This is a genomic window from Paraeggerthella sp., from assembly GCF_048427265.1.
In the GTDB taxonomy this organism is placed as follows: Bacteria; Actinomycetota; Coriobacteriia; order Coriobacteriales; family Eggerthellaceae; genus Paraeggerthella; species Paraeggerthella hominis.
On record NZ_DBFOSR010000030.1, the window covers coordinates 15,618 to 38,861 of the forward strand.

Annotated in this window: 20 protein-coding genes; 7 read left to right on the forward strand and 13 right to left on the reverse strand. The window is 59.7% G+C overall.

Annotated elements, in window-relative coordinates:
• Window positions 1–77: 77 nt before the first annotated feature.
• Window positions 78–1,016, reverse strand: coding sequence for a LysR family transcriptional regulator (locus tag ACMNI9_RS03070; protein ID WP_225749693.1), 939 nt, complete (start codon window positions 1,014–1,016; stop codon window positions 78–80).
• A 250-nt stretch (window positions 1,017–1,266) separates the two neighbouring features.
• Here ACMNI9_RS03070 and ACMNI9_RS03075 point away from each other — a divergent pair, with 250 nt between their 5' ends.
• A complete protein-coding gene (locus tag ACMNI9_RS03075) occupies window positions 1,267–3,060 on the forward strand; it encodes an FAD-dependent oxidoreductase (RefSeq protein ID WP_418830811.1) in 1,794 nt (597 codons plus the stop codon).
• 132 nt (window positions 3,061–3,192) lie between these two features.
• Here the strand turns inward: ACMNI9_RS03075 and ACMNI9_RS03080 are convergent, their stop codons facing one another.
• On the reverse strand, window positions 3,193–4,653 hold the full coding sequence (locus tag ACMNI9_RS03080) for a CorA family divalent cation transporter (RefSeq protein ID WP_418830813.1): 1,461 nt from the start codon (window positions 4,651–4,653) through the stop codon (window positions 3,193–3,195).
• Window positions 4,654–5,031: 378 nt separating this feature from the next.
• Here ACMNI9_RS03080 and ACMNI9_RS03085 point away from each other — a divergent pair, with 378 nt between their 5' ends.
• From ACMNI9_RS03085 to ACMNI9_RS03100, 4 genes are all read left to right on the forward strand, one after another.
• Window positions 5,032–6,207, forward strand: coding sequence for a site-specific integrase (locus tag ACMNI9_RS03085; RefSeq protein WP_114566400.1), 1,176 nt, complete (start codon window positions 5,032–5,034; stop codon window positions 6,205–6,207).
• Between the two features lie 302 nt (window positions 6,208–6,509).
• Window positions 6,510–6,845, forward strand: a complete 336-nt coding sequence (locus ACMNI9_RS03090; protein WP_418830827.1) for a tyrosine-type recombinase/integrase — start codon at window positions 6,510–6,512, stop codon at window positions 6,843–6,845.
• The gene (locus tag ACMNI9_RS03095; RefSeq protein ID WP_418830815.1) at window positions 6,775–7,200 is read left to right on the forward strand and encodes a tyrosine-type recombinase/integrase; all 426 of its coding nucleotides are present in this window, start codon (window positions 6,775–6,777) and stop codon (window positions 7,198–7,200) included. The genes ACMNI9_RS03090 and ACMNI9_RS03095 overlap by 71 nt, the downstream gene beginning before the upstream one ends.
• The gene (locus ACMNI9_RS03100; RefSeq protein ID WP_418830816.1) at window positions 7,190–8,221 is read left to right on the forward strand and encodes a tyrosine-type recombinase/integrase; all 1,032 of its coding nucleotides are present in this window, start codon (window positions 7,190–7,192) and stop codon (window positions 8,219–8,221) included. The genes ACMNI9_RS03095 and ACMNI9_RS03100 overlap by 11 nt, the downstream gene beginning before the upstream one ends.
• Window positions 8,222–8,324: 103 nt before the next feature.
• Here ACMNI9_RS03100 and ACMNI9_RS03105 read toward each other — a convergent pair whose 3' ends face one another.
• The 4 genes from ACMNI9_RS03105 to ACMNI9_RS03120 form a co-directional block, all read right to left on the reverse strand.
• Window positions 8,325–8,594 carry an ACT domain-containing protein gene (locus ACMNI9_RS03105; RefSeq protein WP_114566397.1) on the reverse strand — a complete coding sequence of 90 codons (270 nt, stop codon included), beginning with the start codon at window positions 8,592–8,594 and terminating at the stop codon, window positions 8,325–8,327.
• A 102-nt stretch (window positions 8,595–8,696) separates the two neighbouring features.
• A complete protein-coding gene (folE, locus tag ACMNI9_RS03110) occupies window positions 8,697–9,260 on the reverse strand; it encodes a GTP cyclohydrolase I FolE (protein ID WP_114566396.1) in 564 nt (187 codons plus the stop codon).
• Window positions 9,261–9,292: 32 nt separating this feature from the next.
• Window positions 9,293–10,471: an SLC13 family permease gene (locus ACMNI9_RS03115; protein WP_418830818.1), complete on the reverse strand. Its 1,179-nt coding sequence runs from the start codon at window positions 10,469–10,471 to the stop codon at window positions 9,293–9,295.
• On the reverse strand, window positions 10,464–11,324 hold the full coding sequence (locus ACMNI9_RS03120; RefSeq protein WP_216530006.1) for an exodeoxyribonuclease III: 861 nt from the start codon (window positions 11,322–11,324) through the stop codon (window positions 10,464–10,466). The genes ACMNI9_RS03115 and ACMNI9_RS03120 overlap by 8 nt, the downstream gene beginning before the upstream one ends.
• A gap of 158 nt (window positions 11,325–11,482) precedes the next feature.
• Here ACMNI9_RS03120 and ACMNI9_RS03125 point away from each other — a divergent pair, with 158 nt between their 5' ends.
• Entirely contained in the window at window positions 11,483–14,893 is a 3,411-nt protein-coding gene (locus tag ACMNI9_RS03125; protein ID WP_418830820.1) for a peptidase M6, read from the forward strand.
• Here ACMNI9_RS03125 and rlmH read toward each other — a convergent pair.
• The 7 genes from rlmH to ACMNI9_RS03160 form a co-directional block, all read right to left on the reverse strand.
• Window positions 14,884–15,354, reverse strand: a complete 471-nt coding sequence (gene rlmH, locus ACMNI9_RS03130; RefSeq protein WP_114566392.1) for a 23S rRNA (pseudouridine(1915)-N(3))-methyltransferase RlmH — start codon at window positions 15,352–15,354, stop codon at window positions 14,884–14,886. The genes ACMNI9_RS03125 and rlmH overlap by 10 nt on opposite strands.
• Before the next feature lie 125 nt (window positions 15,355–15,479).
• Window positions 15,480–16,385: a 4Fe-4S binding protein gene (locus ACMNI9_RS03135; protein WP_418830821.1), complete on the reverse strand. Its 906-nt coding sequence runs from the start codon at window positions 16,383–16,385 to the stop codon at window positions 15,480–15,482.
• Window positions 16,382–17,125 carry a 4Fe-4S dicluster domain-containing protein gene (locus tag ACMNI9_RS03140; protein WP_418830823.1) on the reverse strand — a complete coding sequence of 248 codons (744 nt, stop codon included), beginning with the start codon at window positions 17,123–17,125 and terminating at the stop codon, window positions 16,382–16,384. The genes ACMNI9_RS03135 and ACMNI9_RS03140 overlap by 4 nt, the downstream gene beginning before the upstream one ends.
• Window positions 17,126–17,145: 20 nt before the next feature.
• Window positions 17,146–17,823, reverse strand: coding sequence for a TorD/DmsD family molecular chaperone (locus tag ACMNI9_RS03145; protein WP_418830825.1), 678 nt, complete (start codon window positions 17,821–17,823; stop codon window positions 17,146–17,148).
• Between the two features lie 188 nt (window positions 17,824–18,011).
• Complete coding sequence (locus ACMNI9_RS03150; protein WP_114566388.1) at window positions 18,012–18,887, reverse strand: dimethyl sulfoxide reductase anchor subunit family protein; 876 nt, start codon at window positions 18,885–18,887, stop codon at window positions 18,012–18,014.
• Window positions 18,888–18,889: 2 nt separating this feature from the next.
• Window positions 18,890–19,462, reverse strand: a complete 573-nt coding sequence (locus tag ACMNI9_RS03155) for a 4Fe-4S dicluster domain-containing protein (RefSeq protein ID WP_114566387.1) — start codon at window positions 19,460–19,462, stop codon at window positions 18,890–18,892.
• A 1-nt stretch (window position 19,463) separates the two neighbouring features.
• Window positions 19,464–22,373 (reverse strand): molybdopterin-containing oxidoreductase family protein, encoded by a 2,910-nt coding sequence (locus ACMNI9_RS03160; RefSeq protein ID WP_418830826.1) that lies wholly within the window; start codon window positions 22,371–22,373, stop codon window positions 19,464–19,466.
• A gap of 376 nt (window positions 22,374–22,749) precedes the next feature.
• On the opposite strand from ACMNI9_RS03160, the gene ACMNI9_RS03165 reads away from it, so the two are divergent.
• Complete coding sequence (locus tag ACMNI9_RS03165; protein ID WP_114566385.1) at window positions 22,750–23,190, forward strand: MarR family winged helix-turn-helix transcriptional regulator; 441 nt, start codon at window positions 22,750–22,752, stop codon at window positions 23,188–23,190.
• The last annotated feature ends 54 nt before the right edge of the window (window positions 23,191–23,244 follow it).

Consider the following 23,244-nt stretch of genomic DNA (forward strand, 5'->3'; position numbering starts at 1 on the left):
CTCCTTTTTGCTCATGCGGTGAGGTTGTCGTGCATTCGTATATGCTACTAAAAGAGTATCATTGAAGCAAGGGGGCTTTACCGAACAGACGCGGCAGCCAGCTTGGTCATAGCGGCCACCAACAGCGACCCGTTTTCGGAGCGAGCGAATTCATCGGTATACAGCGCGTAGAAATCGGTACGCAGCGGCAGATCCTCCAAGACGAACGTGCGGCATTCTTCCCGTTCGTCAAGCCCGAACCGGGGAACGAGCGTCGTGGGAACCACGCCGATGCTGTCTTTGAAATCGTACGTGAAGTACTCGAAATGGTCGGAGAACCCCATGGTCTTCAGATCAACGTCGGCGCCGCGCAAACGAAACCGGTCCGCCACCCCATCGCGGATATAGCCCCGGTAGATGTCGGGAGGCAGCATGACGGCCATCCCGTCCAGGTCACGAGCGCGAACAACATCTTGATCGAACAGCGGGTTTCCCTGCGTAACAAGCAGTCGGATTTCCTCTGACCCCAAGCGAAATCCCTGGATGCCTTCGGGATACGCGCCGCGATCGTCCTTGGAAACATAGCTTTTCGCGCCTGCAACCACAATGTCGTTCGTTGCATCCCTAAGCGCCTCGACCGTGCTGCACGGTCCGTTAACCGTCACGATGTCGATGCGCTTCATAGGATAGCGACGCTGCACTTCGCAGCGCGCCTTGTACAAAATGGTCTCCAGCCAAGGCAGATTGGTCTGGGCAACCGTAACCGTCAAAAGATTGTCGGCCATGTTTTGATAGTCGTCCACCAGAGCATGAACGAAGTCCAGAAGCTTCGCTCCCGACTGCACGAATTGCTTTCCCGCAGGAGTCAAGACCACCTTGCCCTGGGATCTCCCCACCAGAAAGCATCCGAGCTCGTCTTCAAGCGCGTGAATATGCTCGGTTAACGTCGGACGCGTGATGAACAGCCTTTTTGCAGCTGCTGAGTAGTTCGCATCTTCGGCAAAAACCAAAAACTCTTCCACATACCGTGTATCCATCGGTGTCCCCTCCCTGGTCCAACGACGAACAGTTGTAAAGAAAATTTTACACCCTCTTACCCGTTTTGGACAGCGCCCCAAAAATACCTTCGCCCTATGCGAAAAGGCTTCAGGTGCGGGCGAGGAACCGGGCATACGATGGCGATACGCGCCGTGCGGCATCGAAAGCAAACTCGCTCGACCCGCGAATAGGACGGTGTGCTTCAACTCGGCTGGGGAGCCGAACAACGCAGGGAAAGGGGAATCGACCATGGAACTTGACCGTAGAAGCTTTCTGAAAGGCGCCGCGATCTTGGGAGGAACCGGCGCGCTTGCAGGCTTGGCAGGATGCTCGCCGCAGGGCGGCGCCTCCACGTCCGCAACTACGGCGGGCACGGGGGCGCAAGCAAACTTCGAAGCAGCCGCGGCGCCCATCGACCCGGTGGAGCCCCCTTCAACATGGGACGAGGAAACCGAGGTCGTCGTGGTGGGATCGGGCGCGGGAGGAATGAACGCATCCATTCGACTGGCGCAAGCGGGCTATCGCGTCCTCATGCTGGAGCGCAACGAAGAAACAGGAGGCAACTCGAAGCACTCGTCGGTGTTCTCCAACTTCGGCGGGCACAAGCAAGCCGAAGCTGCTCACTGGGCCTACCCGTCGTACCCCTACGACGTGAACAACATCGTAGAATTCGTCATGGACTGCCAGCAAATGACGGGCGATCCCGATCTTCTTCGAGCTATGGCTGTCGAAGGACCGAAGTGCATCGACTGGATGAACGAAAAGGCAAACGCAAAGTGGGTGCCCATGAATCCCTCGCCTGCCGGAAACGGACTGCTGGAATGGGAGGGCATGTCCACGCCCACGAACGGAATCAACGTCAACCTCATCCCATTTCAAGAGCTGGAGAAAACCGCTCGGGACGCGGGCGTCGACATCCGCGTCGGCTGCAACGTTGACGCGCTCGTTTTCGACGGGACAAGCGTGCTGGGCGTCAAGACGACGCAGCGGAAAGAGGAGCGCTTCGTCCGAGCGACGCGCGCCGTGGTGCTGACGGCTGGCGGCATGGAAATGAACCGCGCCATGATGGCCAAGTACTCCGCCACCTGCTTGCCCGGCATAGCGAACATCGCCACCCCGCCGAACGGCACCGGAGAATGCATCCGCATGGGACAAGGCGTAGGCGCAGACCTTTCGGGATACGATTCAACCGGTGCGTTCGACGGAGGCGTGTGGTGGCGCGACTACGACGAGTTCGACACCATGATGGACTCCCATATCAACAAAGACGGCAACCAAGCATTGAGGCAGCCCTGGCTGCGCATCAACCGCGACGGCCAGCGCGTACCCTTCATATCCACGTCGGCCACCAGCTACCCGTACGCCACCGACGCCCCTCCGTCGTCGGCAGGGTTGTGCGACACGGCCGCCATCGAGATGAGTCAACCGGGCGGAAAAACGTACTGCTGCTTTGATTCGAAATTCGACCAACTGGTGCAGGACAACTTCTTCGGGCAGGTCATTTGCCGAAAGGCAAAAATAGTGGCAGCCGACGACCCCTTCATCGACCGCGTGCCCGAATGGTTGCGCGACTGGCACACCGGATTCCAGCAAATGATCGACGGGGGAGCCGTCTTCAAGTGCGACACGATAGAAGAGCTGGAAGCAAAGCTTGAACTCAGGCAAGGCGTGCTCACCGATGCGGTACGGCAATGGAACGAAGCGTGCGCGAAAGGCGAAGATTACAGCGCAACCTATCCGTACCCGCCCGAGTGGATGATCGCCATAGACGAGCCCCCGTTCTACGGAGCGAAGCTGGGCGGGCACGTATTCGGCTCGAAAACCGGCTTGCGCATCACGCCGCACATGCAAGTGGTAAGCACGGACGGCAAGCCGATTCCCGGCCTGTACGCAGGATGGCATACCGCAGGCGGTTCTTCGGGCGAGGGCAACCCCGCCGGCAAGCCCCTCACCGGCATGTACGCCGATCTGGGACTTGCATTCGTAGGAGGATTCATGGCAGCTGGCGGCATCATGAGCCAGGACGGCAAGGCCGATAAGTAAATTCCGGGCGCGCCCCGCCGAAGCGAAAGCGCGCCCGGCTTGGAGGGGACGGGGCTTTGCAGCAACCCCGCCCGCTCCAAGCCGGGCGCGCAGCCTGCACAAGAACGCCGCCGAGCCAATCGATTCAAACCGCTAGAACCACTTGTTGCGCTTGAAGATGATTATCTCCACCGTCACGATCACGATAGCCACCGCTATCAAGACGAAGTAGGACATGCTCCAGCCCAGTTCGGGCATAACCTTGAAATTCATGCCGTACCATCCCGTTATCAGCGTCAAGGGCATGAATATGGATGTGACCACGGTAAGAATCTGCATGACCTTGTTTTGCCGTACGTCTATTTTCGCCTGGTACAGGTTCTTGATTTGCAGAGCATAGTCCAGCAAATCCTGCGTGTCATCGGCAAGCCGTTGAGATTGATCGGCCAGTATGGTGAAAAGCGCACGATCATCCTCGGTAAGCGCCGAGCTGCGCGCCGTTGCCAAGGTTCGCCCCATGTGGGAATACTGTTTGTAGAAGCGCAGCAATTCCCGAAGCGAACGGCGCAACGACATCACGAACTCCTCGAAGTCTTTCGGTATCTCGTTGACCTCTTCGGACGTGTTCTCCTCAAGCTTGTCCAAGCGCTCGAGAACTTCGTTAAGATACGTTGCGTCGTTTCCGATGAGATAGCGCAAAAACTCGAATAGAACTGCGGCTGAACTGGTTTTTTCAAACGTTTGCCGATCGACGTACAGCTTGAACAGCACGGGAAACAACGGATCCTCGGTCGCAAAAACCAAGTGCCCCTCGTCCAACACGTATGCAGCCTCAAGGGGGCGCGCGGCGTGCTTCTTCACCTCCTCGGGAAGCATGTCAACCGGAAGCAAAAGGGTTCCGCTCACGTTCGACGGCAGCACGTCTGCATGACAATGACGCACGAGATTCTCTGCAAAGTCGTCAGACGAACACGCCTCGCCGCACAGGGCGGGATCCCTGCCCACAATGAACACGTCCGCCTGGTCGGAATCGGCAACAGGAACCAGTCGCCCTTCAAGTCGGTACGAGCAAGGAGCTTCGAAAGCATGCGAAGCCGCCGAATCGACTTCGGCCTTTTCGTCCTCATCGTCTTGCTCTTCTTTGATGCCCTGCCAAAACGTTTCCGCGGTGGCACGACGAGCCGCCGCGTAATACAGAACGGGCAAGATCACGGAAGCCGCAGACGAAACAATATGCTGGTACGTAAAGCCCGAAAGCAGACCCGTGGCCAACGAGGAGATCAGCGCGGCGCCAATCAGCCCCAAACCAAGAACCTGGCACGTTTCGGCAGGAGCTTTTCCATGCGCGGCGCGAAAACCCATCGCAGCTGAAAAAATCTGCAGCAAGGATTCCGCTATGCCTATGCCTGCGATTACCGCCACGAACAAGATAACGGTCTCGTTATCAAGGGCCTGCCCGTCGAACAACTGCCTGACGCTTTCGGGGTCTTGGATGATAGCGTCGACGTTAAAAAGCAGGACCAACGCATTAACCAGCCCCAACAACGCAATGACAAGAAGGAGCGCGCTCACAAGGCGCAGCGCTTTAGGGCTTTTCTCTTTTCCGCGATGCATGTATCACCTACATTTTGCTCGATGGACAAGCTCGGCAAAGAAGCTCACGTACGCGAGCACATTGTAAGCCAAGCAATGCGAAAGCCCGCGACGAAGACCATGACGTTACCAAACGAAACGTGCCGCCAGGAAATTCTGACGGCACGTTTGCAATCGCAGCGGCATCGGCCCTGCGACTATTTAGCTTCGAAGCTAAATCTTGTACATGTTATCACTAGCTGTCCATAAAACCGTTTATGCAAAGTGCTCAAGAAGTAAATATTATGTTTAGTGATTGCAAGTCTTAGCTGTTCAAGGTTTCTTTATAGGACATTACTACTTCACATAATTTATCGCCACAATAGGTCTGTCTCTATTCCCAACGTGAAAGGATGGTTTATGGGACAGACCGTAAGTGAGATTGTCGGCAGAGCTCGTCGCTATATGGAGGCCGAAGGCTACTCTCCAAGCATCATCGAGCGGTATGTGAAGGGATGGGCGTACCTGGAGCGTTTCGCCAAAGATTCGGGCGACGACCAGTATTCAGAGAAGTTAGCAACACGCGCGCTCGCCAATGCCCCCTCTTCCTTATGTTTACCCATCCGTCGGCTTGTCGAGTTCGACCGGATAGGCATGTTTTACTGCAGGGCAGACTATCGCTATCCTTGCCCGGCCCGCTTTGTTTACCTTGTCGAAGGGTATCGCGATCATCTTACCGAGCGGGGGCTCAAGAAAGACACGAAGCGCTGCCGCTTGAACGCCGCGCGAAAATTCCTGTATTTCATTGATGGCAAAATCGGATGTATCGAAGAGCTTTTGCCGGAGCACGTAACGGCTTTCCTTCTCGACGCAAGGGAGAGCCAGGCGCCCAAATCGGTTTCCGTCACCGTAACTCGGCTTCGTGATTTCCTTGCATACGTGTCCACCGTACGCGAACTGGGTCACTCGCCTGAAAACGCGCTGACAGGCCGAATCGCAAAAGCCGCTCCCCAACTGCCTTCTTGGTTCACAGCCGAAGAGCTGGCATGCCTTTTGGATGCCGCAGCCGCAAGCCCTCGCCGCCCGAAGATGAAAACGGCCCTGGTTCTATTGTTCGTCACCTATGGGTTCCGAGCGAAAGACGTCATACGCCTTTCGCTCAATGACATCGACTGGGCAATCGACGAGATCCGCTTCGCGCAAAGCAAAAGCGGGGAGACGCAGATCGTTTTAATGACTCACCCCGTGAAGATGGCTTTGCTAGATTACTTAAAGAACGAACGCCCCGAATCGGGGTTCGACACGGTGTTCCTAACAGAAGTAAAGCCATATCGACCTTATAACAGCGCCGGCGCTATCTATTCGAAAATCACCGAACTTTGCGCTCGAGCCGGAATCGACGTGGTAGGCCGCCGCCACGGATCGCACGCCATACGCCACTCACTCGCCACGACGATGATGGACGGCGGAACCGACTACAAAATCATCGGTTCGGTCCTCGGGCAATCGCAGATCGACTCTGCACGGCCCTATCTCGATATCGACATCGAGCGCTTACGCTCGGTCGCCCTGGAGGTGCCGCCATGCCGTCTATAGACCGAATCGAAATCAACGGCCCGAATGCGGAGCTGTGCATCGACTTCGTCAACCACAAGCGGTCCATGGGCTACAAAGTGGACGTAGGGAAGATCTACATGCTCCGAAGCATTTCAGAAGCGGCGGAGGCATACAGACCGGCTGGAGACGATAGCGTCCTTCCCCGCGAAGCCGTCCTCCAATGGATCGAGCCCCGCGGAGAAGAAGCCATGGGCACGAGGCACAACCGTGCGAGCATGATCAGGAATTTCGGACTCTTCCTGCAATCCAACGGGTACGACGCGTACGTCCTCCCCAACAACATGCTGCCAAAATGCTCGTCGGATTTCCAACCCTACATCTTCACGCATGCCGAAATTCAGGAATTGGCCCGCATATTCGACGCCATACCCTATGACAAGCGCTATCCCGATCGCCATCTCGTCGTCCCCATGCTGTTTCGAACCCTTTACGGATGCGGCCTGCGGCTGGGCGAAGCCCTCAACCTCGCTGCCTGCGACGTCGATATGCGTGATGACGTCCTTGCGATTCGGCACGCGAAGGGGGGAGAAGAACCGCTTCGTCCCCATGTCCAAGTCGCTTGCAGCCGAGTTCGCGCGGTATTGGGAAAACATGCGGTTTGCCGAAGGGCCGGCTGACCGCGTCATATTTCCCTCCCCGGAAAAACGCATTGTCCCTTATACGGAGCAAGCAGTGCGCAAGGTGTTTAAAGAAGCCTATGCGACTTTGAAATTGTCTACCGTCAAAGGAGACCTCCCGCGCGTCCATGACCTGCGCCACACGTTCGCCTGCCACGCGCTCGATGCCGCAGCGGAGCGAGGTGAAGATCCGTACGCGCTCCTCCCCGTGCTCGCAAGCTACCTGGGGCATTCCAGCGTTCAAGACACGATGCGCTACCTCCATCTCACCGAGGAGAGCCGACGTCGGATCGTCAACACCATGGCCGCATTCGATGAGAGCATTTTCCCGGAGGTGGATTACGATGCCATCTAGGCAGTTGGCAAGCAACAAGAACTTCCAGAAACATGTGACGGTTTTCCTGCGCTCGTGGATACCGAAGCAGCGCAGCAGGAGCGCCAACACCGTCGCGGCGTATCGAGATTCCATCTCCCTTTTCCTTGTCTACATGCGAGACGAGCGAGGCATATCCGCTAATAAAATGACGTTGCATGACCTTACCGCTGAGGCGGTGGGCGACTTCTTGCTTTGGCTCGAAGACGAAAGGGAGAACTCGACTGCCACCCGAAACGCACGGCTCGCCGCACTGAGATCGTTCGCTGACTACCTTCAATATGAAGAGCCTGAAATGCTGACAGAGTGTCGCGGCATCCTGTCGATTCACACCAAGAAAGGCAGCGAGGGCCACCTGAAATACCTTTCGAGCGAGGCGGTGAAGGCCATCCTCGAAGAAGCGGCAGAGGGAAGCCTGCGGGATCTAGCCCTACTGCAGCTTCTCTACGATTCAGGCTGCCGCGTAGGCGAGCTGATCAATTTGAGCACCAACTCCCTCGCTCTGCGAAATCCTTCCGAAAGCAGCACGGTCTACCTCGTAGGCAAAGGCAGGAAGAGCCGAATTGTGGGGATTTCAGCGCTCACCACCTCGCATCTTAGGGAATATCTGAAGCGCCGCGACAAAAGCTACGTACCAAGCGATCCACTCTTCACAAACCAAAAGGGCGAACGCTTGACCAGAGGAGGAGTTGCCTACATCCTGTCCAAATATGTGGATACAGCTCGCAACGAACATCCTGAATTGTTTCCATCATGGCATATCACACCCCATACGATGCGCCATAGCCGTGCCACCCACTGGCTCGCAGAAGGCGTCCCTTTGGAAAAAATTCGGGATCTGCTCGGCCATGAGTTCATTTCGACAACCGAAATCTACGCGCAAGTCCTAGATAAAGACAAGCAGGAGGCCATCGAGCGCGCAAACGCCAAGGTGCTAGCGAAAGCCCATTATAAACCTCCTGCCGAGGAAGACTTCATCGAGTTTCTCAAAACAGTCGTCTAGACGGCAGGAGGCCGAAAAATATTATGTGGAGCTGGTATAGGATGAGATTCAGCCTCATCTGGCAAAACGCCGCCAGCTTCACATAATGCAGCCTTGCAAAAGGCTACACATAATACATGAACTGAAACACGTCTTCTCGCTGAATGATGATCTGCACGCCCAGGTCTTCGCCGACCGCCTCGAGCTTTTCCTGCACGGTATTGAAATCAGCGGCCTTAGTATCAAGCGTGACGAGCATCGTCATCGAGAAGATGTCGTCCAGAATGGTCTGGCTGATATCGTCGATGTTGGCGCCGCACTCGGCAAGGGCCATCGAAACCTTTGCAACGATGCCGCTGCGATCCTTGCCCAAAACGGAAACTACGCACTTCATAAGGTAATCCCTTTCTCGCCTGCATCCACAATCTGCTCGCACCCATAATACCCGACCGCGCGGCCATGTTTCACGTGAAGCACGTGCGCGGCGCCACCGACTCTAGCGCGCGAAGATAAGCGAAAGCGCTTCGGCCCTGGTGGCTTGGCTCTTTTCAAACGCACCGCGAACGGCGCTCGTCATGGTTTTCGTGCCCGGCTTCTTCACGCCGCGCATGCTCATGCACATGTGCTCGGCCTCCAAAACCACGATGACGCCCTGAGGATGCAGCTCCTCTATCAGCGTGTCGGCGATTTGCGAGGTAAGGCGCTCCTGCACCTGAGGGCGCTTGGCGAACACGTCAACCAGGCGCGCCAGCTTCGACAGCCCGCAAATGCGGCCGTCGGCGGCGGGAATGTAGGCAACGTGAGCCAAGCCGAAAAACGGAACCAGGTGATGCTCGCACATGGAATAGAAGGGGATGTCCCGAACCAGGATCATCTCTTCATGGTGCTCGTCGAACGTGGTTTCAAAATGTTCGGAGGGATCCTCGGTCAAACCGGAAAATACCTCTTCGTACATCTTGGCCACGCGCTCGGGAGTCTTGAGCAAGCCCTCGCGATCGGGGTCCTCGCCCATGCCCTCCAAAATCAGCCGTACGCCTTGTTCTATTTTCGCTCTATCCATACCAAGCTTTCCTTCGTCGTTTTGTCCCAGCATCATAGCATGCATGCCCACAAGCCAAGCAGCAACGCCAGAAATGCTACATTCACCACGGCAAACGTAGCAAGGAAGCGCCCGATGCCAGCCCCTTCGGAATGCAAGTATATCCTCAGCGCGATAAGGCTGGCCAACGACGCGACCGGCGTTCCCAGCCCGCCGATGTCCACGCCGAGCAGCAGGCTTCGCCAATCGGCGGTAAACTCCGAAAGCAACACTGCGGCCGGGACGTTGCTGATAACCTGGCTCGCCGCAATCGATGCCGCCAAGGCGCTTTGGTCCATAAGCCCCTCGAGTACAGCGCGCACTTCGTCGATGCGCCCCATGTTGCCCGCGAACACGAAAAAGCACACGAACGTGAGCAGCAATCCGTAATCGACCGCCTTGAGCGCGGGCCTATCGAACAGCAGCAGCACCGCCACCACCGCAACCAAAAGCAGCCACGAGTCCATCACGCGCGCAACGGCAAGCAAGCACGCAGCGAACAGCGCGCCGTGCAAAGCCACGCGCCGCACGTCGACGCCCTTCGCCGCAAGGGGCACGACCACGCGAGCGCGTCCCGACCCCGATGCCAACGACGCTGCCGCCAACGCCGCAAAGGCAAGCGCCACGTAGGGAGCGAGCAGCCCCAGAAATTCAGCAAGCCCCACGTCGTAGCGCAGGAACAGGTACAGGTTCTGGGGGTTGCCCACAGGCGTGGCCATGCCGCCCAAGTTCGCAGCCACGGCCTGCAAGACCACGACCCACGCCAAGGAGCGCGTGCGCCCGGCATGCGTCAGCACCAGCACGGCAAACGGAACGAACGCGATCAGGGCAACATCGTTGGTCACCAGCATAGATGCGAAAAACGGAAGCATGACCAGCGTAAACGACACCACGCGAAACGATCGGTCCCCTTGCAGCAACAGCTTTGCAAGCATGTCGAACAAGCCGCTTGCCTTGCAGCCTGCAACCGTTGCCATCAAGCAGAACAGCAAGATCAACACCCGTGCGTCAATGTACGAAGCGTAGGCGGCATCAAGCGGAACGAACAGCGCGGAAAGCGCTGCGCACAGAAATGCAACGCACAGGACCGGCTCGCGGCGCATACGACGAACAACCCCGCACGCGCACGCCCGAACCCAGCCGCACGTCAAAGCACCGCGCCCCGCCAAGGAAGGGCGTGCGTTATCAGGCAAGGTCCAATTCCAACCCGACCGGGCAGTGGTCGCTGCCGTACACCTCGTCGTATATGCACGCGCTCGTAATCTTCGGCGCAAGGGAATCGCTCACCAAGAAGTAGTCGATACGCCATCCCGCGTTCGTCTGGCGCGCCTTGAAGCGATAGCTCCACCACGAGTACGCGCCCGTCACGTCGGGATGCAAATGCCGAAACGTGTCGGTGAAGCCCGCCGCAAGCAGCTCGTCGAACTTGCCGCGCTCCTCATCGGAGAATCCGGCTTTTCCGCGGTTCGGGCCGGGATTCTTCAGGTCTATCTCCTGGTGCGCAACGTTCAAATCGCCGCACACGACAACGGGCTTCGGATCGGCGCTATCGCCCGGCTGCGTCAAGGGCAGCTCGGAAATGGTAACGTGCCCCTCTCCCGGAGCAGGGCTTTCAACCGGCACGCCGGCAGGCAAGACGCCCTCTTCAAGCCCCTTGCAGAAATCCCGGAACGCATCGTCCCATTCCATACGATGATCGATGCGCGCAAGCTCGTTTTGAGCGTTAGGCGTGTACACGTCAACGAACCAGAACTGGGGAAACTCGAGCGCCGTCACACGGCCTTCGGTATCCAGATACGGAGAGCCAATGCCGTGAATCACGCGAGAAGGAACCTCCTTGGAAAACACGGCGGTGCCGGAATAGCCCTTCTTTTCCGCATAGCTCCAATACTCGCGGTACTGCGGCAGATCGAGCGTGGCCTGACCTTCCTGAAGCTTGGTTTCCTGCAATGCCACAATGTCCGCATCAAGTTCGGACACGATGTCCTCGAAGCCCTTTTTCTGCACGGCCCGCAAGCCGTTCACGTTCCACGATATAAAGCGCATGGGAATCCTTCCCTCGAATTGATCGCGTCCAGTATAGCGGAAGCGCGCGCGAAGCCTGCCGCAGGAAAATGCAACCTTCGCGCTCGGCAAAGGTGGTGCCCGATCGAGCAAACCGATACTATACGGGCTATCGATTTCTTTCTTGAAAAGAGGACCGCATGGACCGCTTCGCCCGCCACGGAACAGCCCTGCCGCTCGAGCGCACGCCCGAACAACGCCGACTGCACGGCGTTGCGGTCGCGCTTGCCGCGGGCATCGCCCTAACATGCGCGCTTTTCCTTGCGCCGGGCTGGGCGTTCGCGCACGAAACGGGCGAATCCTCGTGCACGCCCACCGCAGAGCAAAAGGCCGCCTACCTTGCCGACGGCTCGTTCGAAAACCGCTTGGCATTCGAACAAGCCCTCGAAAACGACCAGCCGAACGACGCGCTTGTGCAGCAGGCCCTTGCACGCCAGAATGCCCAGGACGGCATTGCCCAGCGATCGGTTCCCAGCGTTTGGGCAAGCGGCATGGCCACGCAAGGGAAGGCCCACGTGCTGGCCCTGCACGTCACGTTTCCCGATTACTCCTTCGAAGCAGGCGACACGGCTCAAGCCTTGCAGGCGCTTATCGGGCCTACGTCCGAAGGAGCCGCCGCCAATCCCGGAGCCGCATCGTTTCCCTACGAAAGCTTGAGCGCGTACTATTACCGGGCGTCGTACGGCAAGCTCTCCCTTACGGGAGAGACGTTCGAGTACCGCGCGCAACACCCCCGGGATTACTACTCGACCAACATAACGGCCCTGTTCGAGGAAGCGCTCAAGTCGCTCGACGACAGCGTGGACCTAACGCGCTTCGACGCCAACGAGGACGGGAAGATCGACGCCGTGTACCTGCGATTCGCCGGGAAAGACACCGGATGGGGATCGGTATGGTGGAGCAACGAAAGCACCGCCTTCGGCTCGACCGAAACGTACGAAAACGGACGCGTGCGCCTTTGGAACACCGTCACGCTGGCCGAGCCGTCGAACGACGCACACGCCGCGCAAACGCTCATCCATGAAACCGGGCACGTTCTGGGCCTGCCCGACTACTACCAGTACGCGGCGCAGCAGGGAAGCACCGATGCTCGAACGGGGCTTCTCACCTTCGACATGATGATGGACAACCAAGGCGACCACAACGGCTTCTCCAAATGGCTGCTCGGGTGGATAGCCGACGAAGACGTCACGCGCGTGATCGCCAACGAGCAAGGCATCACGGTCAAGCAGGGGCAAACCGTTGTGGAGCAAGCGCCCAGCAACGCGACCGTCGAGCAGGCGTTGGAGCCTCTCACCTCGAACGATCCGACGAAAGCCGGCCGGATAGCCGTCGTCTCGAACCAGGACGAAGGCATGTTCTCGTCGTATTACGTGCTTGAATACGACCAATTCGCCGGGAACCAAAGCGTCTACTACGGCAGCTCTTCCGAGGGAAAGGCGCCGCTGCCCTCGGGCTTCCGCCTGTTCCGCGTGCAAGGGGAGCTGACCGCAAACGGAGAGAACTACGCGCACACGAACAGCCACGGAACCGTGTACAACCAGCTGATAGAACTGGTCGATCCCGACATGAACGAGATCCACACCAACGGCGGCGGCGGGCTTGTCTCTTCAGCCGTAAACGGAACGGGCTACGGCTGCATGCTATACGAAGGGGACACGGTCTCCCCGCGCAGCTTTCCGTCAACCAACTTCTTCGAGAACGTCAACCTGGGCTTTACTGGATTGACCATAACCGCAACCGAAACAGGGGGAGGCGCAGGAAAATTCTCCGTTTCGTACTCTTCCGAAGACAAGCCCGCAGCGCCGAGCGATTTCACGCTGACCCCTGCGTTCAGCACGGTGTCGAACGCGAACAACCTGGTGTTCGAGGCGTCGAGCGCGCCAAGCTTTCCCTTAGGACCAACACCCCAGCCCACCCTCATCGTAGACGGGGAGCATGCGCCCCTTTACGACATCAAAATAGACGGAACCAAGATAACCGTGCCGTTCTTCGTAAACCCCGCCGATCTGAAGCCGACCTCGACATGCGAGATAGTTTTTCCCGCGGGCACGTTCGTGATCGCACGGGAAAACGATGAGGACGTCCTGTCCCCCGAAGTGCGCATCCCCCTTGAAGTCGATGCCCACATGGCAACGATCTCGCAGTCGGGCCAGTATTTCGAAACGGAATACCACGACAGCCAAACCGCTGCCAGCAACCTGTTTTCAGCCTCTGACGGATCTCAGAAGTTCTTCCAGGTGGCAGACGGAAAGCTCAAGTTGCACACGATTGATCCGCAAAGCCCCGGGCACCTTCAAACCGTCGTGGTCGAAGGGGCCGACATGCCCGCCGGGGAAGTGGTGAAGACCCTAACCGCGGTGCCGCTGTCGAACCAGCGCGCATTCCTGGCCACGCCGAACGACGAAACGAAATCATGCGAGGGTTACTGGATAGATCTTGAGCGCGGCGTGGTGGAAGCAACGTGTTCCCTTGGCAGCGAAAGCCATCCAAGGATCATAAGCGCAGATGAAAGCGTCATCATGTTGTCCGCGTACCCGGGGCACACTCCGCAAGGATGGCGAGCCGGCAACCTTTTGACCAAGCTGACGCTCCAAGCGGACAAAACGACCGATGCACGCTACGGCTGGACATCGTTCGACGTGACCGCCCTCGCGGGAAGCGACGCAATCGCCTGCGGAACCATCGACAACGAAACCGGCGCATTGAAAGAAGTGGGCATCGTAGCCGGAACCGACTTGGCTCGAAAGCTTGCCGACAGCACGTACAGCCCCGAAAACGCAAGCGATGGAGGAAACGCGTGCACCTCCGACGTCATGAGCGCCACGCTCCCCCTTGCAGTCGGGCGGTCGCTCCTTGACGTGCAACGCGCTAACGGCGACTATTACGTGCTGCTTTCGGTCCCGTACGACCCTCAAGCAGAGGGAGAGGACGGCTTGCTCGTCCGCTTCGACGACAAGGGCGTCGAAATCGCCCGCGCCGACATCAGCATGGACGCCGCAACAGGAGACGCCTTCAGCCACATGCGCGTTGGGAAGAACGGCGGCATCGCGCTTCTTGCGCGCGGCCCCTTGCCAGCTCAAGGAGCCATAAGGGGCACCGTTCAATTCCTTGATGCCACCATGAATCGAACGGCTTCCTTGTCCACGGCGCCCGTGTGCACGGGCGCTTGGCTGGCAGACGGAAGGTGGCTGGACATAGGCCATGACCTGATGGCGCTGTTCGGGCCTAAAGGCTCGCCCGCCGGCGCAAACGAAGGCGGCCGCGAAAACACATGGCCGGGCGATTTCCTGTTCTACAACATCACGACGCCCCTTGACGTGGAGCCTCAGAAGCCGGACGATCCGCTCACCCCGCCGGTTGCGCCGACCGATCCGACCAAGGACCACGCAGCGAAACCCGAAGATCCGAAAGCCCTGGTGCCAACCGGTGATTCGGCAACAACGGCAACGCTTGCCGCGGGCGCGCTCGCCATGCTCGCAGGCGGCGCAGCGGCGGCCGCGCGACGGCAGAGGCGATCCGACCGATCCGGCAGCGCGCGCTACTTGTGATAAGGCTCGCCGCGCGAGATCTTTTGAGCGCGGTACAGCTGCTCGAGCAACACCACGCGCGCCAAGTTGTGCGGCAAGGTGATGGGGCCGAACGAGAGCGTTTCGTTCGCGCGTTCGCGCACCGCAGCGCTCACGCCGTCGGATCCGCCGATGACGAAGGAAAGGTCGCTCGTGCCCCCCAGCGCCAGCGCATCGATGCGCTTCGACAGCGACACGCTTGAATGCTGCTTGCCCTCGATGGCAAGCAGCAGAACATGGGAGCTGGGAGGAATCGCCGCCACGATGGCCGCGCCCTCCCGCTCGCGCGCGGCGTCCACGCCGCCGGCGCGCGCAGGATCAACATCGGGAATCTCCTTCACGGTTGTCTTCGCGTACGGCTGCAAACGCTTCAGGTACTCGGCGCAGGCGTCCGCCCAGAACCGCTCCTTGAGCTTGCCCACCGCCACAATCGTGAACTTCATCGACTTCCCTTCGCTTTCCTTGTTGCCCGCACGGCTACCGCGCGGCAAGCTTCATCGCACTTGATGCAGCCATGATACCGGAAAGCGCGAGCATCGGGCGGCACGGAAAACTAGTCGCATCACACCTAATGAGAAGATCGATCGGCGTCGGCCGCAGGTTCCTTCACGGCTAGCTTGATGGACTTCGTGGGGCAGTTTTCCACGCAATCAAGGCAGAACGTGCAGTGCTCGAGCGTGGTCTTGCCGGAATCCGAGACGTCGATGTCCTCGGGGCACACCGTCGAGCACGTGCGGCAGCCCTCGCGCGATAGGCAGGTTGCGCAGTCGGCAACCGGGCGCACCCCGAACCCCAGCTTCGCACGCAGCTTGCCCACAAGCCCGAAGAAAAATCCCAGCGGACACACGGACGAGCACCAGCGCTTGAACAAGAACAGCTCGGCCACCAGCATAAGCGGAAACACGATCAGCTCCCAGCCCGGCTGCAACAGCACGAACACGCGATTGAACGCCCACAGCGTACCGAACACAAGCCCGATCGGGCACAGGAGGCAAAACACCGGGAACCCGACGGCAAACGACACGACCAACAGCACGGCCAGCACGATGCCCTGCGTTTTAAGGCCGAGTCCCGAAGCCTCCGCACACGACGCGCAGCCCCCATGCGCAGGAGCCGCGGCATCGTCGTTCGGCGCGCACGATTCGAGCGCGCGATCGTTCGCCGCCTTCCCGCTGCGACCTAGAATGCCGCGAGGCGAACGGCCGCCGAACACGTTTTTCAAAAGCTGCGAAGGGCACAGCCACGAGCAAAACGCCCGGCCGATCAGGAACACGATTGCCAACACGGCCAGCACGCCGGGCACAAGCCCCCAGGGAATCGAGCCCGACGCCGCGGCGATCTGCGCAAAGCCAACCGGGCAAAGCGCGCAAAGCGTGCCCGCAGCCGCAACGCCCCCCACATGAGCAAGCGCAACGACAAGCACCAGCACGCCCGAAGCCACCGCAATACGAACCATCTTCGCGCGCGTCTTCATCGAAGCCCTCCCGCCTCGCGTGTTTTATCCGGGCCGTCGGGATGGACGCCCTTCGTGTGCGCGGCAAGTTCCGTGCCACGCGCCACGGCAACGGTTTTACTCGCTTCCAGCGTGGCCGTATCCACCGCGCCCGTCATCTGAGCCGCTTCGCTGGCGCGCGAAACCACTACGATGCCCTTGTCCGCAACGCCCGCGTTGTACGCTCGCAGCGAAGCCGACGGACACACCTTCTCGCACTTGCCGCAGCCGTCGCAATAGTCGGCGTGCACAAGCGGACGGTCGTTGCCGTCCAGCTCGATCGCGCCTTCGACCGGGCATTCGTCAACGCACACCGTGCATCCGGCCCAGTCCCACGCCACGCACGCGTCCTTCACCACCACGGCAACGCCCAGATCCCGCTCGCGCGGGCCGCCGAAGGAAAGCGCGCCCGTCGGGCACGCTTCCGTGCACTTCATGCAGAAATCGCAGCATCCGTTCTCGAATGCAAGCATCGGCGTGCCGTAGGCCACCAAGCTTTGGGACAGCGGGACCGGGGTCACAATCTCATACGGACATGCCTGCAGGCATCGCTGGCAGCGATCGCACGCAGCCACCAGGCCCGAAGACGACTGCGCGCCGGGCGGGCGCACGAACGCCTCGTCGGCCTGCCGCGTCAAGGCACCGTATCCCCCCAGCCCCACAAGACCCGCGCCCACAACGCCGGCCGCCAAGAATCCTCGTCGGGTAATTTGCTCCGTCATCACTCTCGCCTCCGCACGCTCTACTCGACAACCTCCGCCACCGCATCAACGTCGGCCTCCAAATACGCCTGCGTAAACGCAGCCAAATCCCCGTAGAACCCGCCGTCGTCGGCCTTCTTCGCATCGATGACGAACCGGTTTATCCAGTTCAACAGGTGGTCGCGCAAGAACGACAGCTGAGCGGACAGGGCGGTTTCGGCGGCTGCGGCGTCACCCTCTCGCAAAGCATCCACCGCCACGTCGCACAAGCGCGCCATGAACGCCAACTCCACGGCCAGATGGTCCTCGGGCTCCGGGAAGTCGGGGTTTTTCGCAAAGCGCATGGCGTGATACAAAGTTCTCACCTGGGCGTATGCGTCCTGCATCATAAGGCCCGACGAGCTGGTGTACACGGATTCGTACGGGAATGCTTTCTGGGCAGTACGCGGGCCCATGCCGAAAAACACCCGGTTGAACGACACGGCAAACCGCTCGAGGTCATCCTCGCCGCAGTTCGAAAGATCGGACTGCAAAAGAGCGAATCCTTCCGCGAGCGCTTTGTCATCCGAGATCAACGCCGGAGCTGCGGCAAAATCGCTCGCGAATGCAGCATCCAGCTCCTTCTCGTAGCAGCGTGACAGCAATGCGTACACGCTTTTGCGGCTCTCGCAAAACTCGATCAAGTTCTCGGTGAGCTCGCTGGTCAAATTCTCGCTCATGATGCTTCTCCTTCTAAGGCAGCCCGACATGACGCCGGGAGGTTCGACATCCGTTCGTTGGTCGTCCTTCGTACCGGAACGCGGCATGGGGGAGGGGGCCTCGATCCGGCACGAGGGACGATCGACGATCCAAGGCGGGGCGCCGGAACGACCCTGAACAGGTCGTTCCGGCCGCCTTGTCGGCTTCATCAGTAAATGAATGACTCCACGCTAGTACCCAAGTCGTACATGATGACGCGCAGCGCCACAGCTCCCACGCCCGAGCAAGCGAACGCCGCGAACAGCCACCAGGCCAGCTTCTTCGGATCGGTTGCGCCCGACCCCTTGTCGCCCTTCGTGGCCTTCATGCAGGCCAAGCCCGTCAAAACCGCCGGAACCACCAAGCCGATCACCACGACCGCGCCCCAGAACAGCAACGCCAGATCGCCCGAGATCAGGCGCTCGATCGAACGCGACGGAGCCTGGTAGGGCGCCATGGCAATCCAGATCACGTACGCCAGCGACGTGATGACCATGACGGCCACGCCCGCCAGCGCCAAGCGCAACGCGAATCCGCCTTCTTCAGCGGCATTGCCGCGCAGCAGCACCAGCCCGCACATGAGCAGCATGCCCATGCCCAAACCCGCACCCAGGTACATGAGAGGCAACGTGATGCTGTCCCATGCAGGACGCGCCGCGATCAAGTACGACATGCCGGCAACCACCGGAAGCGCCAACCCCAACACGCCGCCGACCACGCCAAGCGCCTTGCTCGCGCCTGGATAGTCCTTCTTCGCCAGAATCAGGTAGGCAAAGGAAACGATGCCCATGATGGCGACGATGAACAGCTCCTTGGACAAGCCCGATCCCAGGTTGCCCAGCAAATGCGTCGCACGCTCGGGATGTCCCATGTGCAGCACCGACACGCAGCCGCCGACCGCAAGGCAGACGAACGCGATCAAAGCTCCCAGGAAGCGCACGTCCTTGAACTTGCCCTTGAGCTCGCCCACGCCCAGGAACACGAACGCTCCCGAAGTAACGCCCAGGCATACGCTGAAGATCAAAAGGGGCCACTGGATCTCCATGCTTACTCACCGCCCTTCCAAGAGAACTTGTCCAAGCCGTAGTCCACGCCCGGATGGTTCCCTACGTCGGTCAGCTTGTAGGTCTTCTTCGACGCGCGCATCTTGGACGGCGCGGACTCGGGATCGTCCAAATCGCCGAACAAACGAGCCTGGCCGGGACAATGCTTGACGCATGCGGGCTGCTCGCCCTTGTCGATCAGGTGCGCGCACATGGTGCACTTCTCGATAACGCCCTTGTCGCGCCCTTCGTCGTATGCGCGCACGCCGTACGGGCACGCCATGACGCAATACTGGCAGCCGATGCACTTGCTGTGGTCCACCAGCACCACGCCGTCTTCGCGCTTGTAGCTTGCGCCGGTGGGGCACACGCTGACGCATTCGGGATTGTCGCAATGCTGGCAAGATACGGGCAGGTAGTACATCTCCAGGTCAGGGTACGTTCCGGACGGACCCACCGTCAGCACCTTGTTGTAGTACGTGCCCAGGCCCACGCCGTTTTCCTGCTTGCAGACAACCGCACACGAATGGCATCCAATGCAGCTGTCCAGATCGATGGAAATAATGTTGCGGGTCATGCTACTTCGCACCTCCCTTCACCGTCACCTGCGCCACGCCGTTCGCCTGGTCGTCCGAGGCCAGCGTTTCGGCGGAAAGCGGCAGGAATATCTTCAGGTCCTCTTCGTTCATGCAGATGTTCGCAGGAGCGCCGTCTTCGGCCTTGTACACCTTGCACAGGCCGCCGTAGTTGTCCGTGCCCACGGCTGGATCGTAAGGGCCGTTGTTCTCGAACAGCACGTTGCAGTTGCAGTCGTACGCGCCGTGCAGGTCGTCGGTGGCTTCGCGCTCGGGGAACCACCAGTCATGCTCGACGTGGATGGTGCCGGGCTTGATGGCCTCGGTCAGGTTCGCGCGCTGCTTGATCTTGTCCACGTAGGTTTCGATGTACACCCAATCGTCCTGCTCGATGCCGTGCTCGGCAGCCGTGACGGGGTTGATGTCCATCGTCGGGAACATGTGGACCTCGCGCAGCCACGGGCTGTTGCGATACTCGGTATGGAAGAACGCGTGGCTGCGCCCGCCGGTGATCAGGGTGTAGGGGTACTCGTCCAGCAAGTCGGGTCGAGCCAGCGGCGTGATGGGCGGCTCGATGTACAGCGGCAGCGGGCCGTTGCCGTACAGCAGCAGGTCCTCCGACCACAGTTCCATCTTGCCGTTGTCCGATTGCGGATGCGGCGGGATGACCTTGCCGTCCGGCGTCTTCGTGCCGGGGAAGCGATACACCGACCCCATCTTGTTGCCGCGGAACATAGTGTTGAAGCCGGGACGGAAGTCGCTCGTCTTGCGCATGAAGCCCGTTTCGTACTTCGGCGCGCCCTTCACGTCGGTCATCTGGACGCCGGTCACGCTGATGCGCTCGCGGAACTCCTCGAAGCTGGCGCAACTCAGTTTCGGAGGCAGCGTCTCAGGGCCCTTCACCATGTAATCGAAGAACTCGTACTTGTCCTTCCAGTACATGTCCACGTCCATGTACTTGGCGAACTCGAAGCAAATGTCCATGTCGTCCTTGCATTCGCCGAGCGGCTTATGGAACGGCTGGCGGATGAGGTACGTGTGGCTGGTGGGATACCCGTGGCCGGAGTGCGCCCACTCCACGCGATCGACCTCGTTGGGATGAGCGGCCGGCAAGATGATGTCGGCAAGCTCGCCCGAAGGCGTCATGTAGATGTCCACGTTCACGAAGAAGTCCAGGTTCTTGAAGCCCTCGACAATCTCGTGGCCGCTTTCGATGGACAGGATAGGCTCGGACGTCTGCTGCCAGTACCCATGGATCTGGAACGGGTCGCCCTTGGCCATGGCCTTCGTGGTAGCCGCGCCGAAACCGCCCTGCTGACCGTAAATAACCTGGCCTCCGGAGTTCTGCGTGGTTTCCTTCAGCTCGCCCGTAGCGTCGTCGGCCACAAGAATCTGCTGATAGCCGGTGTTCTGGCACACGGACAGCTTCTTGATGTTCCTGGCCGTTTCCATGCGACGCTTGCCCATGCGACCTTCCCTGTTGGGAACCACGTCGAACATGAACGAGTCGTAACCGGTGGCAGGTTCGCGGCCGATGTTCTGGCCGCCCTTCGTGTCGAAGTTGCCGGCCAGCGCCATCATGATGGTGAACGCCTGCGAGATGCCGGACGTGTTGATGGAGAACTCCACCTTCTGACCGCGGCAGAAGCATGCCGCAGGGCTGGCGTCGATGTAGATCTTGATGGCTTCCCGAATCTTGTCCTCGGGCAGTTCGCAGAACTCGGCGGCGCGCTCGACGGTCCACGGCGTGACATGCTCGACCAGAATGTCCCAGCTGGTGCGGTAGGTCTTGCCGTTGATCTCGCGGCTGCCGGAAAGGGCCGGCTTCGCGTCGGGCACGATGTTGCCTTCGGCGTCCAGCCACTGGAACGCCTTCGGGCCGCCCAGGTTCTGCTTGTTCTGCCAGTCGCCGCTCCAGAAGATCAGCTGGTCATGCGCCTCGTCCCAAGCAGGATACAGCTCGTCGGAGCCGCCTTCCTGAATCATGGACTGACGCAACTGGTAGCCCGTGCCCGCTTCGTCGATGAAGAACGGTGCGTTGGTGTACGCGCGTGCGAAATCGGTGGCGCACTTGTCCGAGTGAATGATCTCGTTGATGAAGGCCAGCACCAGCGCCATATCGGAGCCGGGACGGATGGGCAGCCACAGGTCGGCCTTGCTGGCCGTGCAGGTATAACGCGGATCCACGCAGATGACCTTCGCGCCGCGCTCCTGAGCACGTTTGACGGTCAGCCAGTCGTAGTAACCGCGGCTGCGCTCTTGGCGGCACCATATAAGGATGCAGTTGGTGTTGTTGCCGTCCCATCCGGTGTACTGCGTCTCGTCGCCGTACAAACGCTGACTGGTGAAGTACGATCCCACCCAGCACAGGTTGCCCACGCCGAACGTAGCCGTGCTTCCCAGCTCAAGCCACAGTTTGTTGATGGCCTGGAACTGCAGCATGTCGCGGCCGGTGCCGTACTGGTGAGCAATGGTGTGCCACCCGTATTCTTCGCCGATCTTGGTGAACCGGTCGGCCACTTCCTGGTACGCCTCTTCCCAGGTGATGCGCTTCCATTGACCGGAACCCTTCTCGCCGACGCGCTTCTGCGGATAGCGCACGCGCAGCGGATTGTACAGCTCCTGCGGAATCGCGAAGGCGCGCGAGCACAGCGTTCCCTCGCTGAACAGGTCCGGGTTTCCCTCGATCTTCACCACGCGGCCATCCTTGACGTGCCCGAACAGCGCGCAACGGCCGTAACACTGCCGGCAGGCGCTGGGGATCTTCTTCACGTCGTCGGATCGCGCCGCGTCCGACGCGCCTTGCGCGCTGTCCGCGAGGGCGGTGCCGCTTTGCGACCCAAGCAAAAGCGTGGACGCAGTCGCAACTGCCGAAGCTTTCACGAAGCCGCGGCGGCTCATTTTCAGTGCCATTCCTCCTCCTTTTCCCGCTTCTCCCTTTTCTAGCAGGAGCCGAAGGACTTCTCTGAACGCCCTGCGCAAGGTACGCAGCAAGCAGTGCATGGGCGCCTTCTTCCGAAGTCCGAACCCTCGATCCCCGCTATTTACTTGCATACCTAATTATATTTACTGTAATTATTAGTTCAACAAGTTAAATTCTCCTATTTTGAGGATAAAATAGCCAGCGTATAGAGGGCCGACCAGGCAGCACGCGCCCGCCCACGTGCGTACAAATTCAACCCCACGAGAGATGATTCTTGACGAAGGATCATCTCTTGTGGTTATGTATACCCTGTATAACAATGCACACAGTCTCTCCTGCCGCCATACGCTCACAAGAAGGACACCCATGGCAAACGAGCACAATCAACTCATCGGCTTCAAAGTGTACGACGCCCAACGCTCCATCTATAAGTCCCTGGAAACGGCGCTCGCTCCACTTGGCATCACGCCCGGACAGTTCAACCTGCTCAACCAGCTCGACCGAGCTGGCGAGCTTTCCCAGAAGGCACTCGCCGAGCGAACCCGCAAAGAACAGGCAACTATCACGCGCTACCTCGACCTGCTCGAACGCAAGGGTCTTGTTGTTCGCACGCGCGACAAAAACGACCGACGCGCTCATGCGGTCAGTATCACCGACGAAGCGCGCGCGCTGCTGAAAGCAGCCGAACCAATTACGTTCGACCGAGCAAAGCGCCTGGTCGAAGGCGTTGACCAGGAAGATCTCGACACCTTCGTTGCCGTGTTGGCCAAGCTCAAGGAAAACGCCGAATCCATTTCCGGCAAGTAGCGGCAACCCGAAGAAACGGGGGCGGTGATCGCTTTACGGCTTGCGGCCGAAGGC

What these genes read in the sequence shown, in the direction of transcription:
- ACMNI9_RS03070 (WP_225749693.1), bottom strand. Translation starts at nt 1,016, where the DNA reads ATGGATACACGGTATGTGGAAGAGTTTTTGGTTTTTGCCGAAGATGCG.
- ACMNI9_RS03075 (WP_418830811.1), top strand. Translation starts at nt 1,267, where the DNA reads ATGGAACTTGACCGTAGAAGCTTTCTGAAAGGCGCCGCGATCTTGGGA.
- ACMNI9_RS03080 (WP_418830813.1), bottom strand. Translation starts at nt 4,653, where the DNA reads ATGCATCGCGGAAAAGAGAAAAGCCCTAAAGCGCTGCGCCTTGTGAGC.
- ACMNI9_RS03085 (WP_114566400.1), top strand. Translation starts at nt 5,032, where the DNA reads ATGGGACAGACCGTAAGTGAGATTGTCGGCAGAGCTCGTCGCTATATG.
- ACMNI9_RS03090 (WP_418830827.1), top strand. Translation starts at nt 6,510, where the DNA reads ATGCTGCCAAAATGCTCGTCGGATTTCCAACCCTACATCTTCACGCAT.
- ACMNI9_RS03095 (WP_418830815.1), top strand. Translation starts at nt 6,775, where the DNA reads ATGTCCAAGTCGCTTGCAGCCGAGTTCGCGCGGTATTGGGAAAACATG.
- ACMNI9_RS03100 (WP_418830816.1), top strand. Translation starts at nt 7,190, where the DNA reads ATGCCATCTAGGCAGTTGGCAAGCAACAAGAACTTCCAGAAACATGTG.
- ACMNI9_RS03105 (WP_114566397.1), bottom strand. Translation starts at nt 8,594, where the DNA reads ATGAAGTGCGTAGTTTCCGTTTTGGGCAAGGATCGCAGCGGCATCGTT.
- folE (WP_114566396.1), bottom strand. Translation starts at nt 9,260, where the DNA reads ATGGATAGAGCGAAAATAGAACAAGGCGTACGGCTGATTTTGGAGGGC.
- ACMNI9_RS03120 (WP_216530006.1), bottom strand. Translation starts at nt 11,324, where the DNA reads ATGCGCTTTATATCGTGGAACGTGAACGGCTTGCGGGCCGTGCAGAAA.
- ACMNI9_RS03125 (WP_418830820.1), top strand. Translation starts at nt 11,483, where the DNA reads ATGGACCGCTTCGCCCGCCACGGAACAGCCCTGCCGCTCGAGCGCACG.
- rlmH (WP_114566392.1), bottom strand. Translation starts at nt 15,354, where the DNA reads ATGAAGTTCACGATTGTGGCGGTGGGCAAGCTCAAGGAGCGGTTCTGG.
- ACMNI9_RS03135 (WP_418830821.1), bottom strand. Translation starts at nt 16,385, where the DNA reads ATGAAGACGCGCGCGAAGATGGTTCGTATTGCGGTGGCTTCGGGCGTG.
- ACMNI9_RS03140 (WP_418830823.1), bottom strand. Translation starts at nt 17,125, where the DNA reads ATGACGGAGCAAATTACCCGACGAGGATTCTTGGCGGCCGGCGTTGTG.
- ACMNI9_RS03145 (WP_418830825.1), bottom strand. Translation starts at nt 17,823, where the DNA reads ATGAGCGAGAATTTGACCAGCGAGCTCACCGAGAACTTGATCGAGTTT.
- ACMNI9_RS03150 (WP_114566388.1), bottom strand. Translation starts at nt 18,887, where the DNA reads ATGGAGATCCAGTGGCCCCTTTTGATCTTCAGCGTATGCCTGGGCGTT.
- ACMNI9_RS03155 (WP_114566387.1), bottom strand. Translation starts at nt 19,462, where the DNA reads ATGACCCGCAACATTATTTCCATCGATCTGGACAGCTGCATTGGATGC.
- ACMNI9_RS03160 (WP_418830826.1), bottom strand. Translation starts at nt 22,373, where the DNA reads ATGGCACTGAAAATGAGCCGCCGCGGCTTCGTGAAAGCTTCGGCAGTT.
- ACMNI9_RS03165 (WP_114566385.1), top strand. Translation starts at nt 22,750, where the DNA reads ATGGCAAACGAGCACAATCAACTCATCGGCTTCAAAGTGTACGACGCC.